Source organism: Pseudomonas sp. 3296 (assembly GCF_031456615.1).
Classification (GTDB): domain Bacteria; phylum Pseudomonadota; class Gammaproteobacteria; order Pseudomonadales; family Pseudomonadaceae; genus Aquipseudomonas; species Aquipseudomonas mucoides.
In genome coordinates this window covers 103991-116948 of record NZ_JAVDUY010000007.1, presented here as the reverse complement: position 1 = coordinate 116948, position 12958 = coordinate 103991, and the positions used below count along the sequence as shown (strand labels likewise).

The window sequence follows — 12958 nt, the reverse complement described above, 5'->3', positions numbered from 1 at the left end:
TCAGATGATCGACAAGAAGCACATCGGCAGACAACTGCCCACGTTCCTCGCCACCGCCGAAGCCGGGCAACTGCGCTTTTTCGCCAAGGCCACCGGGGAAACCAACCCGATCTATTTCGACGAGCAAGCGGCGCGTGACGCCGGCTATCCCAACCAGCCGCTGCCGCCGACCTTTCTGTTTTCCCTGGAATTCCAGATCCCGTCCAACGCCTGGCGTGACGAACTGGGCATCATCACCGCGCGCATCCTGCACGGCGAAGAATCGTTCCGTTATCACCGCATGGCCTATGCGGGCGACACGCTGCGCTTCGATGTGCGCATCGCCGACATCTACGACAAGAAAGGTGGCGCGCTGGAATTCGTGGTGCGCGAAACCCGAGTGACCAATCAGCACGGTGAGCACGTCGCGGATCTGCGCAGTGTGCTTGTGCAGCGCAACAGCTGAAGCGGAGAACACAGATGAACGCGATAAGCCTGGAAAAAATCAACATCGGCGACACCCTGCCCCCGTTGGCCCTGCCGCCGATCAACCGCACCACGCTGGCACTGTTTGCCGGCGCGTCGGGTGACCACAACGCTATTCACATCGACACCGACTATGCACACAAGGCGGGCATGCCCGACGTGTTCGCCCACGGGATGTTGTCGATGGCCTACCTCGGTCGCCTGCTGACCCAGTGGGTCGATCAACGCCAGTTGCGCGAATTCGGCGTGCGCTTTCTCGGCATCACCCACCTGGGCCACCAGATCACCTGCACAGGCAGCGTGGTGGACCGTTTCGAGGTGGATGGCGAGCAACGCATCAAGGTCGAAATCCGCACCAGCAACCAATACGGCGACATCAAGATTGTCGGCGATGCCGTCATCGCTCTGTAAACAAACCCAATAATTGAGGAGCAGCACCCCATGGCAAAACTCGAAGGCAAAGTCGCACTGGTCACCGGTTCCGGTCGTGGTATCGGCCAGCAAATCGCCCTGAAACTGGCGAGTGAGGGCGCACGCATCGTGATCAACGACCTGGACGCCGATCCGGCCCACGAGACCGCAGAACTGATCCGCAAAATGGGTGGCGAAGCGGCCGTCTGCCACGGCAACGTCAGCGCCCCGGACTTCGGTGAGCGCTACATCAAGACCGCGATGGACTCCTTCGGCGGCATCGACATCATCGTCAACAACGCCGGGTACACCTGGGACGACGTGATTCAGAAGATGACCGACGAGCAGTGGTACGCGATCCTCGACTGCCACATGACCGCACCGTTCCGCATCCTGCGCGCGGCCTACCCGATCATCAAGGCGCAGGCCCAGGCCGACGCTGCTGCAGAACGTGAAGTGTTCCGCAAAGTGGTCAACATCTCGTCGGTTTCGGCCCTGAAGGGTAACGCCGGGCAGATGAACTACTCCTCGGCCAAGGCCGGTGTGCTGGGCATGACCCGTGCGCTGGCGCGTGAATGGGGTCGTTTCAAGGTCAACGTTAACGCCGTGGCCTTCGGGTTCATCGAAACCCGCATGACCAGCGCCGATGCGCATGCTGGCGCCACCGTAAGCATCGAAGGCCGTGACATCCGTGTCGGCATCAGCCCGGATGCGGCCAAGTCGTTCGCCCAGCGCAACCCATTGGGTCGCCCGGGCACTGTGAAAGAAGCAGCCGACGCCGTGTACCTTTTCTGCTCGCCGGAATCGAACTACATCACCGCGCAAACCATCGCTGTCGCAGGCGACCTGCAATAAGCAGTGTGGTGAGGGAGCTGGCTCCCTCACCACCGCTTAAGCTTGATGACCGCAGGATCAACACCATGAACATGACTGAAATCAACATCCGCCTGGCAGCCATCAAACTGATTTCGCGCAACGGCTATGAGTCGATGAGCCTTCGACAGCTCGCCACCGAAGCCGGTATCAACGCCTCGACGCTGTACCTCTACTACAAAGGCAAAAACGAACTGCTGCTGGAACTGATCCTGGAATACCTCCAGGGACTGTCCCGGGAGTGGACACGTTGCCGCCCGAAGAAGGCCACCGCCGATCTGAAGCTGCGCGCGTTCATTGCCTGCCATGTGCGCTATCACCTGGAGCATCAGGACGAGGCCATGCTGGGCAATCTGGAATTCAGAAGCCTGGGCGAAGAAGACCTGGAGCAAGTGCGTCAGGCCCGACGTCTGTATTTGAAAGCCCTTCAGGAGTTGCTGGAACAAGGCGTGAAGGAAGGCTCGCTCAGTTGCGCCGAGCCCAAACTGATGGCGCGCACCCTGTTCAACATGCTCACCCACGCCTGCGTCTGGTATCAGGCCGACGGCCGCTGGGGCATTGATGACGTGATCAAGCATTACTCGGACCTGGTGATGAAAATGCTCGGCGCCGTGCCCATCCCGATCACTCGGATACCGGTGCCGCGCACCGTGATCAACCGCCGTTCCGTGCCGATGGAGGTGCGCCCATGAGCGATCTCATGCAACCGTTTTCCATGGCCGGCAAAACCGTGTTGGTGGCCGATGCGACCACACGCCTGGGCGCCCATTTTGCCCGGCTGATCAGCCTCGCCGGCGCCCGCGTGGCCCTCGGCGCGCAGCACCCGGCGCAACTCGAACAATTGGTCGCCGACCTGCGCTGGGAAGGCGGCGAAGTGCTGACCGTGGCGCTCGACAGCGCTCGGCGGCCGAGCATCGAAGCGGCACTGACGGCCGTGCAGGAACGCTTCGGCAGCGTCGATGTGCTGATCAATAACAGCGCCGAGCGCGAGCACATTGCGCTGAACAACCACATCGTCCACTGCACCAGCCTGCACATGATCCGGGCCGAACGCGGCGGCAGCATCGTCAATATCGACCCGCCGCCCCGCCCCATCACCGAACCCAACCCTTGCCTGCGGCCCAACAGCAGCCTGATCCGCATGAGTCGCGCCATGGCCCAGTCACTGACGCCGCATCGCATTCGCGTCAACGTGATCGCCGCCGGCGCGGGCCGGGGCAATGACAGCGCCCTGCAAGAGCTCAACGGCCCGCTGCTGCTACTGGCCAGCGGTGCCGGTGCCAGCGTCACCGGCGCGGTGCTGCATGTCGACGGTGCTGAACATCGCGCCACCTGATACGGGTGGCGTGCTCCTGTTGATGAGCCTTGAACATGGCCGTCGGTCGCTCTTCGCGACGCCCGTCAACAAGGAGCCAGTCAGATGACTCGCATAAAAAAGTGGCTGCCGAGACTCGCCCTGGTGGCGACAACGGTCATGGCGATTTCGGCAAACGCCGGGGCCGCTGAAAAACCCAACATTCTGGTGATCTTCGGCGATGACATCGGCCAGACCAACATCAGCGCCTATTCAATGGGTGTGGTCGGGTACAAGACGCCGAACATCGACCGGATTGCCCATGAAGGCATGCTGTTCACCGACTATTACGCGGAAAACAGCTGCACCGCCGGGCGTTCATCCTTCATCACCGGCCAGTCGCCGTTGCGCACCGGCTTGACCAAAGTCGGCGTACCCGGTGCGCCGATCGGCCTTCAGAAACGCGATATCACCATCGCCCAAGCGTTGAAATCCCAAGGCTACGCGACGGGTCAGTTCGGCAAGAACCACTTGGGCGACAAGGATGAATTCCTGCCGACCAACCACGGTTTCGACGAGTTCTTCGGTAACCTGTACCACCTCAACGCCGAAGAAGAACCCGAGCGCCCCTACTGGCCCAAGGATGACCCGGATTTCGTCAAATCCCGGACGCCACGCGGCGTGATCCACAGCTACGCCGACGGCAAGATCGAGGACACCGGCGCCTTGACGGCCAAGCGCATGGAAACCATCGACGACGAAACCACCGCCGCCGCCCAGGCGTTCATCGAGAAACAGGCCAAGGCCGACAAACCGTTCTTCGTCTGGATGAACACCACCCGCATGCACTTGTTCACCCACGTGCGCGACTCGATGAAGGGCCAGAGCGGCATGCCCGGCAACGAGTATGCGGACGGCATGCTGGAACACGACGGCGACGTTGGCAAACTGCTGAAAACCCTCGATGACCTGAAAATCGCTGACAACACCATCGTCGTCTACACCACCGACAACGGCCCGAACCAGTTCTCCTGGCCGGACGCGGCGACCACGCCGTTCCGTAACGAGAAGAACTCCAACTGGGAAGGCGCTTACCGAGTACCGGCAATTGTGCGCTGGCCAGGCAAGATCAAAGCCGGCGAAGTCTCCAACGAAATGTTCTCGGGCATGGACTGGTTCCCTACCCTGCTCGCCGCTGCGGGCGATAACAGCGTGAAAGACAAACTGCTGAAGGGCTGGGCGCCGGTTTCCGGTGGCGCCAGCTTCAAAGTGCACCTGGACGGCTACAACCAACTGCCTTACCTGACCGGCCAACAACCTAAAGGCGAGCGCAAGGAGTTCTATTACTTCAACGACGACGGCGTGCTGGTGTCGATGCGTTACGACAACTGGAAAGTGGTCTTCGCCGAACAACGCGAACCGGGTGGTTTCACGGTCTGGAGCAGCCCGTTCGTGCCGTTGCGCGTGCCGAAACTGTTCAACTTGCGGATGGACCCGTATGAACGTGCCGACATCGTTTCCGACCAGTATTACGACTGGACAGTAAAGAACTCTTACCTGTTGGCAGCCGGGGTGGCCAAGGCTGCGAGGTTCTTGCAGACGTTCATCGAGTACCCGCCAAGCCAGAAACCGGCGAGCTTCAGCATTGATCAGATCCGTGCAGCAGTGGATGCGAAAATCGAGGAGAAGGCCAAGGCTCAAGTCAAGCCGTGACCGGTGGGCCGCCCTTCGTGGTCGACGGGCGGCCCATTGCGCTAGACCACCACCTCAACCCACTGAAGTATTAACGGCGTAGTTCTGTTGTTTCACTCGCTGCGTCAACACCAGCATGGTCAGGAAACCCAGCGCAATCAGCACCGGATACGCCATCAACAGTTCGGACAGGGAGTATTTCCAGGCCAATGGCCGACCGACGCCCAGCATGGCCGCATACATCCAGGACACGGCCGACAGCGAGCCGCAGAACAGCGCGAGCATCCGTGCGCTGAACCCGAGATCGAGCAAGGAGCCTGCCTTTTGCAGCGCGGGCAATACCAGGCGATGCAACAAGATGCCGTTGTAGGTCAGCAGCATGACAATGATCACTTTGGCTTGAAGTTTTGGGTTCATGAAGTAGCTCATACCTTTTTCCAGGTAATCAATACCGATTACCGCGGCGCCCGTCACCCACAAGGCTATCAATGCAACGATCACAGACTTCTGCAAACTTTCCATATGAGCATGATCGTGCTCAGTGAATGCTTTTCGTTTTAATAAATCTCTAACCATTGCAACATCACTGGTCAACACCAAACCAATGGCCACACAACAAGACACTAAATGAACGTAAATAACGCCCAGCCGCACAAACTCCATACATTCTTTATTTTCGAGCAGGCTCATAATTGTATTTATCGCCACGGTACTTTCTCCACCTTGTTCGATAGTACAGATCGGCAACTAAAAGGGCATTTAACTTTTTAAGCCCCTGTGCGATCTTACTTTTATAAGAGATGCCAAATCGCAGACCTGACACTGCGTAGTCCATTGATTCACTTGGCAAACCAATGATCGACTTATTTACCGCCTCCTGAATTTCAGATAAAAAAATCCCCATTTGCAGTCACTGCATATGAGGTTCGTTTTCCACTTCTTTTCTACGACTGCTGGAGCAGGTCATGGTGACGTGCTGAAGCATCAGAGGGTATTACGCCTCGAATGTTCATTTTTCAAGCAGACTACCGACAAACGGTTACTTCAGCGAAACTCATTCAAACCGACCACGAATCGATAACTTCTCTGTATGCCGCGTATTAACTGGCCCGCTTAAAATTATATAAGTTTCAGACTCTTTCATTGGATCCATTAGTTGTTGCGTTACTTACGAAAAGTGTAATAGAGACCTTCTCGCATTTACCCCCATGCAGGACTAAAAAGTCATACTTTTTCACGTCTGAAACTCGGGCTCCCGCCAGCCTCCCCCTCAACCTTCGATCGCCGACGCGAGCGGGAGCCAGACGCACACTTCGAAGCCCTCTTGCCGGCCTGTTGCAGGGGAGCTCAATTTCATTCTCGCGTTAACCCCCTGCACAATCGTTTTGGCAATCGCCAGGCCCAATCCTGAACCGCTGATCTCACTGTGACCTCGGACAAAGCGCTCGGTCAGGTGCTGCAACACGGGCGCCGGCACCGCCGGCCCGCCATTGACTATCCGCAGTCGGGCCTGTTCGGTGAGGCTGACTTCGATCGGTTGCGCCGTCGTGCCATATTTCAGAGCGTTCTCAATCAGGTTACGCAACAAGATGCCGAAGGCATCCGGGTCGATATTCGAGTACACGCTGGCCTGGTGTGGCAGTTGCAACTCAATGCGCTGGCCGCTGCGTTGGTTCCACTCATCGACGCTATGGGCCAACAACGGAATCAGGTCCTGAGGCGTTTCGGACAGCAGCCCACCGCCCTCGGCCTTCGCCAGTTGCATGAGCTTTTCCGACAGCCGCGCCAGCTCGCGCAAGGCGTTTTCGATCTTCGCCGCCCGCACTCGCAAAGGGCCTTCAGGCGCCTCCTGGTGCAAGCGCTGGATCTGCGCCAAGGTCGCGGCCAATGGCGTACGCAACTCATGAGCGCTGTTGGCGGTAAAGCTGCGCTCGGCTTCGAGGGCCTTGCGCAAGCGCTCCAGCAGGTGATTGACCGCCTCGGCCAACGGATCGATTTCTGCCGGCAGGCGGGCCACCTTGATCGGTGACAGATCACCCACACCACGCGCCTCGACCGCACGTCGATACGCCAACACGCTACGCAGGCTGATTCGCACGAACAACCAGGTGCCCAACAGGCTGACGGGAATCAGCGCCAACAGTGGCAACAACAAGGCAAACAAGGCTTCCCGCGCGGCTTCGCGGCGATGATTCAACGGCTCGGCGATTTCAATGAACAGCGTCCCGCGCAATGCACTGGCGCCATACAAGCGGTACTTCTCAGAGGTAGAAAAACCCTCGGACGGTTGTTGATTGAAGATTTTCGGGTTGGCGTCATGGGACTGCATCAGGATCTTGCCGCTGGCATCGCGCACCAGGTACGTCAGGTATTCCTTGTGCATTTTCAACGTCGCAACATGCTGTGCCTCTCGGGGTTCCTCGCGGTTGCTGATTTCCAGCACGGCCAACGGCAAGATACGTTGCGCAGTCTCTTCCAGTGCACTGTCGAATGCCTCGTCCAATTCATGTTGCACCACCAGCCAGGCGCCGACGGTTGCGCCCAGCCAGAGCAAGGTCATGCCCAGGGTCAAGCCCAGGCCGAGACGTTTTTGCAGGCTCACAGAAGGCTTCATACGGCCATCAACCGGTAGCCCATGCCGCGCACGGTTTCGATTAGATCCCGACCCAGCTTTTTACGCAGCCGGCTGATATAGACCTCGATGGTATTGCTCTCGATTTCGGCACCGAAGGCATACAGCCGTTCTTCCAGCTGCGACTTGGACAGCAGTGCACTGGGGCGCTGCACAAATGCTTCGAACAGCGCCCACTCACGCGCCGTCAGGTCCACGGTGGTGCCGGCACGCTGCACGGTGCGGGCGTTCATGTCGACCTGCAAATCACCAAGCCTGATCTGCGGATTGGGGTTGCCGCTGTAGCGTCGGGCCACCGCGGCTACACGGGCCGAGAGCTCAAACAGGTCGAACGGTTTGACCAGGTAATCATCGGCCCCGGCATTGAGGCCGGCGATGCGGTCGGAGATCTGATCCTGAGCGGTCAGAATGATCACCGGGGTCACGTCCCCTGCCGAGCGCTGCTGACGTAAAAAATCCAGCCCGCGACCATCCGGCAGCATCAGGTCAAGCAGGATCAGGTCGTAAGGTGTGGTGCGCACGCTGTTGCGCGCATGGTCCAGGCGCTGCACCCAATCGACGGCGTGGCCGTCATCGGCGATCTGCTCGCGCACCGCCTCCCCCAATCCTGGTGCGTCCTCGACCAATAAAACCCGCATCTGGCACCTCCTGTGATGGTTGTCGTGCAGCACCTTAATCGCCTTACCTGACGTCAATCTGAAGATTCAGCTGGTTGTCAGGAATGCACCTTAGGGTATGCCACAGACGCCGACCTCGGCAGGAGACAGATCATGAAAACAGGTTTTATTGCCCATGCCGCGCTTTTGAGCCTGCTGCTCAGCGGTTATGCCCTGGCCGATGACGATTGCAGCGACCCGGTCAGTGACTGGCAACCACGCGAGACTTTGCGTCAGCAGGTCGAGCGGCAATACGGCTGGAGCGTGCAGCGCATCAAGGTCGACGACGGTTGTTACGAGCTCAAGGGCCTGGATCGCAAAGGCAATGCCATCGAAGCCAGTTACTCACCGGCCTCGCTGCGCCTGCACACACTTGAGATTCATTTCCGCGACGACGGCGATGCCAAGGATTACCTGGGCAGCCCGCTCACCGAATGACGCCGCATCTGTCGATGAATTTTTCCTGCGCTTCAGGTTGCTGTCAGCCAGCAGGTCCAGTCTCTCGACCTAACAATCAAAAGGACACCCTCATGAAAAAGATCATCGCAGCCACCTGCCTCGCCAGCGCCATTGCCTTGCCGGGTCTGGCCCAGGCCCGTGAAGTGACCTTGACCACTCAGCTCAAAGACTACAGCGGCAATGATGCCTACCTGGCGATCTACGTGACTGACGCCAATGGCCAATACCAGAAAACCCTGTGGGTGGCCGGCAAGAAGGCCAAGTACTACAAGCACCTGGGTGATTGGGCCCGTGGCAGCGGGATGAACCCGAGCGAATTTGACGGGGTCAGCGGCGCCAGTGTCGGCAGCGGGCGCACGCTCAAAGTCAGCGTCGAGCTGGCAGACACTTTGATTGATGCCGGGTATCAGATTCGCATCGACAGTGCCGTCGAGGACAAACGCGACGCCCGCGCCGATGTCAGCGTTCCCCTGACCTCCAAAGGCTCAGGCAAGCCGGCGACCGGCAGTGCCTACGTCGATTCCTTTACTTACGATCTGTAGCACCCGCCCTCTCTGGAGGCTGAACATGCTTCGTCAGTTCCATTCCCTACCTGGCCTGATCGCCGCCCTGTTGGTCATGTTGTTGGCCATCAGCGGCGCGATCCTGTCTGTCGACCCGGCGCTGGAACGCTTGCACAGTACGTCCACGCCTGCCGGACAACTTAACGTCGGCCAACTGGCCGGGCGCGTTGCCAGCCATTTTCCGGGCGTAGAGCAGATCCAGCGCACAGCGTCCGGGACGGTCATCGTCTACTACAACCACAACGGTCAGGCTGGCGCAGAAAAGGTCGACCCAATGACCGGCCAAGGCCTCGCGCCCTACGAGCCATCCGCGTTCTCACGCGGGGTGAAAGAACTGCACCGCTCGATGTTCCTTGGCACGCCGGGCCATGGCGTGTCGGGTGTCGGCGCACTGTTCATGCTGATGCTGTCGGTGTCCGGCGCGCTGTTGCTGGTCCGGCGCCTGGGTGGCTGGCGCAACCTGCTGCGGCCATTGCGGGGCACCTTCAGCCAGCGCTGGCACGCTGAGGTCGGGCGACTGGCCTTACTGGGCCTGCTGCTGTCGGCATTGAGCGGGCTCTACATGTCCGCCACCACCTTTGGTTTTATCGCCGACGGCAGTCAGAGCGAACCCGCCTTCCCCGCCCACGTCAGTGCGGGGCCGGCCCTGCCCGTGGCGAACTTGCAAGCCTTGCAGGCCACCGACCTCAATGATCTGCGCGAACTGGTCTACCCCAGCCCCAATAATGCGCAGGACGTATTTTCCCTGCGCACGGCCCAGGGCGACGGTTACGTGGACCAGGCGAGCGGCGCGTTGCTGTCCTATCAGGCCCACGACTCGATGCACAACCTCTACGAATTGATCTATCAATTGCACACCGGTGAAGGCCTCTGGTGGCTGGGCCTGCCGCTAGGGCTCTGCGCCCTCTGCGTACCGTTGATGAGTGTGACCGGCATTGTGTTGTGGTGGCGCCGCCGCAAGGCGAGCCCGAGCCTGCGCCACAACAGCCCGGCCCACACTGCCGACTGCGTGATTCTGGTGGGCAGTGAAAACAACAGCACCTGGGGCTTTGCAAAAACCCTGCATGACGCTTTGCACCTGGCGGGACACCGGGTGCATAGCGCGACAATGAATCAATACGCCAACCACTACCGCAACGCCCAGCGGGTGTTCATCCTCACCGCGACCCACGGTGACGGTGACGCGCCAGACTCGGCTTCGCAGTTCCTGGAACGACTGGCGAAAACCGGCCTCAAGCCCGGCCTGCCCTTTGCCGTGCTGGGCTTTGGTGATCGGCAGTTCACGCAGTTCTGTCAGTACGCCCATCAGGTGCAGGACGCGATGTCGCAGGCCGGCGGCTCGCCCTTACTGTGCCTGGAAACCGTCAACCGCCAGTCCTCCCAGGAGTTTGCGCGCTGGGGCCACGCGTTGGGCGAAGTGCTTCAGCATGACCTGACACTGGTCCATACCCCGCAACGGCCACAGACCCATCCATTGCAGCTGACGGAGCGCATTGTCTACGGTGAACAGGTGAACGCGCCGACCCACGTCTTGCGCTTCAAGGCACCCGGCAAGCTGCCGGACTTTCTGGCCGGTGACCTGGTCGGGATTATGCCCCCGGGCAGCCCGATCCCACGCTTCTACTCGCTGGCCAGCGGCTCCCAGGACGGCGTGCTGGAGATCTGTGTACGCAAACACAACGGTGGCGTGTGCTCGGAATTTCTCCATGGACTGGACATCGGCGGGCCAATCGAAGCGTTTATCCAGCCCAACCCGCAATTTCGCCCGGCGTCAGGCACGCACCCGGTCATCCTGATCGGAGCCGGTACCGGCATCGGTCCCCTGGCGGGTTTTATCCGCAACAACACGGCTCGACACCCGATGCACTTGTATTGGGGCGGGCGCAACCCGGCCTCGGATTTCCTTTATGAACCGCAGCTCAATCAATACTTGGCGGACCGACGCCTCACGGCATTGCGTGCAGCCTTCTCCCAGGTTCAGGACCGCTGTTACGTGCAGGATCGGCTGATCGGCGATGCCCTGGCCTTGCGCCGACTGATTGAAAAAGGCGCCCAGGTGCTGGTGTGTGGCAGTCGCGAGATGGCCAAAGGCGTGATGCAGGCCCTCGATGAAGTGTTGGCGCCTCTGAACCTGAGCGTGCTGACCCTCAAGGCACAAGGACGCTACCGTGAAGACGTCTACTGAGTTGCAACGCTACAGCCTCAACGGCGAGACCATGGGCACCCGCTACACCGCCCTGTTCTATGCCGCTGCCGGAATTGATACCGACGCCATCAGCCACAACCTGACACGCGCCGTGGCCAGGGTGGATCAGCAAATGTCCACCTGGAAACCCGACTCTGACCTCAATCGCCTCAACGCCGCCCCGGAGCAGCAATGGGTCTCAGTGCCTGAAGAACTGGCGACGGTGCTGTCTGCGGCACTGCGTGTCGGTCAGCAATCGGGCGGTGCCTTCGAGATCGCGGTCGGTGATCTGGTTGACGCCTGGGGGTTCGGCCCCGCAGAACAGACGATCACAGAGCAGGCGCTCGCCGCGACACCGCCGCGCCCCCGGCTGTCCGCCAGCGCTGCGTTGGTTATTAATACGCAACGCAATCAGGTGCGCAAACGCGCACCACTGCAGCTGGATTTGAATGGCATTGCCAAAGGGTTTGGCGTGGATGAACTGGCCCGTTGCCTGGACGGATTGGGCATCACCCGTTACCTGGTCGGTATCGATGGCGAGATGCGTGCCCGGGGTGTCAAGCCGGATGGCCAGTGCTGGGCCGTGGCCCTGGAAAAGCCCAGTCGGGGCGTGCGTGAAGTCATGGGCGTGATGGAACTGGGTGATGCCGCTATCGCGACCTCCGGGGACTATCGACACTGGGTCGACGTCGCCGGTCAGTCCTATGCCCATACCATGAACCCGGCCACCGGCGCGCCGTTGTGCAACCCGCTTGCCGCCGTCACCGTGGTGGCGTCCTCCTGCATGCTCGCCGATGCCTGGGCCACAGCGTTAATGGTGCTGGGCGAAACCGAGGGCCCACGTCTGGCACAAGAACGCGGGATGGACGCATTGTTCGTGCTGCGCGACGGCCAACAGTTCAAGGAAATATCCATTGTCGGCGGCCAATTGCAGGCGCAGATTGAAACCCGTCCGATGTGAACCACCCAATGACAGTGAGTCGCGATCAACCATGAAATTCATGCACAGGCACACCGAGGCACACCGAAGCGATCGTATCGGCTGGCTGCGCGCCGCCGTCCTTGGGGCCAATGACGGGATTGTCTCCACCGCCAGCCTGCTGATCGGCGTTGCTGCGGCCAACGCCAGCCACGCCACGTTGCTGGTCACGGGCATGGCGGGGTTGATGGCCGGCGCCATGTCCATGGCCGCAGGCGAATACATTTCCGTGCACTCCCAGGCCGATACCGAACGCGCCGACTTGTCTCGCGAACGGGCCGAGTTAGCCAATGATCCGAAAGCCGAACACATCGAACTCGCCAACATCTACATGCACCGTGGTGTCTCCCCCGAGTTGGCGCATCAGGTGGCTGATCAATTGATGGCCCATGACGCACTGGGCTCTCACGCTCGGGACGAATTGGGCATCAGCGCCACCCTCACCGCCAAACCCTTGCAAGCCGCCCTGGCCTCAGCCGCCAGTTTCGTGGTGGGCGCCGCATTACCGTTGGCGGTCACGTTTGTCGCGCCGGAGCACAGTGTGGTGCCGTGGATATCGGGCATGTCGTTGGTGTTTCTCGGGACGCTGGGCGCCATCGCCGCCAAGGCCGGCGGGGCCAATGTCATGACCGGCGCCTGGCGGGTGACATTCTGGGGGGCGCTGGCCATGGGCGTTACGGCACTGGTGGGGCACTTGTTTGGCGCCGTGGTCTAGTTCATGTACTTTCCTGCAAAAAAAACAAAGGGCG

Annotated in this window: 14 protein-coding genes; 11 read left to right on the top strand and 3 right to left on the bottom strand. The window is 60.2% G+C overall.

What is annotated here, in order from left to right:
* Positions 1 to 4: 4 nt before the first annotated feature.
* The 6 genes from J2X66_RS19835 to J2X66_RS19810 all read left to right on the top strand — a co-directional run bounded on the left by J2X66_RS19835 (position 5) and on the right by J2X66_RS19810 (position 4756).
* Positions 5 to 445 carry a MaoC family dehydratase N-terminal domain-containing protein gene (locus J2X66_RS19835; RefSeq protein ID WP_310267406.1) on the top strand — a complete coding sequence of 147 codons (441 nt, stop codon included), beginning with the start codon at positions 5 to 7 and terminating at the stop codon, positions 443 to 445.
* 14 nt (positions 446 to 459) lie between these two features.
* Positions 460 to 876, top strand: coding sequence for a MaoC family dehydratase (locus J2X66_RS19830; protein WP_310267404.1), 417 nt, complete (start codon positions 460 to 462; stop codon positions 874 to 876).
* Positions 877 to 906: 30 nt separating this feature from the next.
* On the top strand, positions 907 to 1731 hold the full coding sequence (locus J2X66_RS19825; protein WP_310267402.1) for an SDR family oxidoreductase: 825 nt from the start codon (positions 907 to 909) through the stop codon (positions 1729 to 1731).
* A 65-nt stretch (positions 1732 to 1796) separates the two neighbouring features.
* Positions 1797 to 2441, top strand: coding sequence for a TetR/AcrR family transcriptional regulator (locus J2X66_RS19820; protein WP_310267400.1), 645 nt, complete (start codon positions 1797 to 1799; stop codon positions 2439 to 2441).
* The gene (locus J2X66_RS19815) at positions 2438 to 3085 is read left to right on the top strand and encodes an SDR family oxidoreductase (RefSeq protein ID WP_310267398.1); all 648 of its coding nucleotides are present in this window, start codon (positions 2438 to 2440) and stop codon (positions 3083 to 3085) included. The genes J2X66_RS19820 and J2X66_RS19815 overlap by 4 nt, the downstream gene beginning before the upstream one ends.
* An 84-nt stretch (positions 3086 to 3169) precedes the next feature.
* Entirely contained in the window at positions 3170 to 4756 is a 1587-nt protein-coding gene (locus J2X66_RS19810; RefSeq protein WP_310267396.1) for an arylsulfatase, read from the top strand.
* A 54-nt stretch (positions 4757 to 4810) separates the two neighbouring features.
* Here J2X66_RS19810 and J2X66_RS19805 read toward each other — a convergent pair whose 3' ends face one another.
* The 3 genes from J2X66_RS19805 to J2X66_RS19795 form a co-directional block, all read right to left on the bottom strand.
* Positions 4811 to 5443 carry a hypothetical protein gene (locus J2X66_RS19805; RefSeq protein WP_310267393.1) on the bottom strand — a complete coding sequence of 211 codons (633 nt, stop codon included), beginning with the start codon at positions 5441 to 5443 and terminating at the stop codon, positions 4811 to 4813.
* 562 nt (positions 5444 to 6005) lie between these two features.
* Positions 6006 to 7349, bottom strand: a complete 1344-nt coding sequence (locus J2X66_RS19800) for a HAMP domain-containing sensor histidine kinase (protein ID WP_310267391.1) — start codon at positions 7347 to 7349, stop codon at positions 6006 to 6008.
* Positions 7346 to 8005, bottom strand: coding sequence for a response regulator transcription factor (locus J2X66_RS19795; RefSeq protein WP_027926047.1), 660 nt, complete (start codon positions 8003 to 8005; stop codon positions 7346 to 7348). The genes J2X66_RS19800 and J2X66_RS19795 overlap by 4 nt, the downstream gene beginning before the upstream one ends.
* Before the next feature lie 132 nt (positions 8006 to 8137).
* Here J2X66_RS19795 and J2X66_RS19790 point away from each other — a divergent pair, with 132 nt between their 5' ends.
* The 5 genes from J2X66_RS19790 to J2X66_RS19770 all read left to right on the top strand — a co-directional run bounded on the left by J2X66_RS19790 (position 8138) and on the right by J2X66_RS19770 (position 12924).
* Complete coding sequence (locus J2X66_RS19790) at positions 8138 to 8461, top strand: PepSY domain-containing protein (RefSeq protein WP_310267387.1); 324 nt, start codon at positions 8138 to 8140, stop codon at positions 8459 to 8461.
* Between the two features lie 92 nt (positions 8462 to 8553).
* Entirely contained in the window at positions 8554 to 9024 is a 471-nt protein-coding gene (locus J2X66_RS19785; protein WP_027926045.1) for a DUF2271 domain-containing protein, read from the top strand.
* 25 nt (positions 9025 to 9049) lie between these two features.
* Positions 9050 to 11230, top strand: a complete 2181-nt coding sequence (locus tag J2X66_RS19780; RefSeq protein WP_310267385.1) for a PepSY domain-containing protein — start codon at positions 9050 to 9052, stop codon at positions 11228 to 11230.
* A complete protein-coding gene (locus J2X66_RS19775; RefSeq protein WP_310267383.1) occupies positions 11214 to 12191 on the top strand; it encodes an FAD:protein FMN transferase in 978 nt (325 codons plus the stop codon). The genes J2X66_RS19780 and J2X66_RS19775 overlap by 17 nt, the downstream gene beginning before the upstream one ends.
* A gap of 31 nt (positions 12192 to 12222) precedes the next feature.
* On the top strand, positions 12223 to 12924 hold the full coding sequence (locus tag J2X66_RS19770) for a VIT family protein (RefSeq protein ID WP_310267381.1): 702 nt from the start codon (positions 12223 to 12225) through the stop codon (positions 12922 to 12924).
* Positions 12925 to 12958: the final 34 nt, after the last annotated feature.

Excerpts from the sequence above, each read along its gene's own strand:
- J2X66_RS19835 (WP_310267406.1), top strand. The coding sequence starts at position 5 with ATGATCGACAAGAAGCACATCGGCAGACAACTGCCCACGTTCCTCGCC.
- J2X66_RS19830 (WP_310267404.1), top strand. The coding sequence starts at position 460 with ATGAACGCGATAAGCCTGGAAAAAATCAACATCGGCGACACCCTGCCC.
- J2X66_RS19825 (WP_310267402.1), top strand. The coding sequence starts at position 907 with ATGGCAAAACTCGAAGGCAAAGTCGCACTGGTCACCGGTTCCGGTCGT.
- J2X66_RS19820 (WP_310267400.1), top strand. The coding sequence starts at position 1,797 with ATGAACATGACTGAAATCAACATCCGCCTGGCAGCCATCAAACTGATT.
- J2X66_RS19815 (WP_310267398.1), top strand. The coding sequence starts at position 2,438 with ATGAGCGATCTCATGCAACCGTTTTCCATGGCCGGCAAAACCGTGTTG.
- J2X66_RS19810 (WP_310267396.1), top strand. The coding sequence starts at position 3,170 with ATGACTCGCATAAAAAAGTGGCTGCCGAGACTCGCCCTGGTGGCGACA.
- J2X66_RS19800 (WP_310267391.1), bottom strand. The coding sequence starts at position 7,349 with ATGAAGCCTTCTGTGAGCCTGCAAAAACGTCTCGGCCTGGGCTTGACC.
- J2X66_RS19795 (WP_027926047.1), bottom strand. The coding sequence starts at position 8,005 with ATGCGGGTTTTATTGGTCGAGGACGCACCAGGATTGGGGGAGGCGGTG.
- J2X66_RS19790 (WP_310267387.1), top strand. The coding sequence starts at position 8,138 with ATGAAAACAGGTTTTATTGCCCATGCCGCGCTTTTGAGCCTGCTGCTC.
- J2X66_RS19785 (WP_027926045.1), top strand. The coding sequence starts at position 8,554 with ATGAAAAAGATCATCGCAGCCACCTGCCTCGCCAGCGCCATTGCCTTG.
- J2X66_RS19780 (WP_310267385.1), top strand. The coding sequence starts at position 9,050 with ATGCTTCGTCAGTTCCATTCCCTACCTGGCCTGATCGCCGCCCTGTTG.
- J2X66_RS19770 (WP_310267381.1), top strand. The coding sequence starts at position 12,223 with ATGAAATTCATGCACAGGCACACCGAGGCACACCGAAGCGATCGTATC.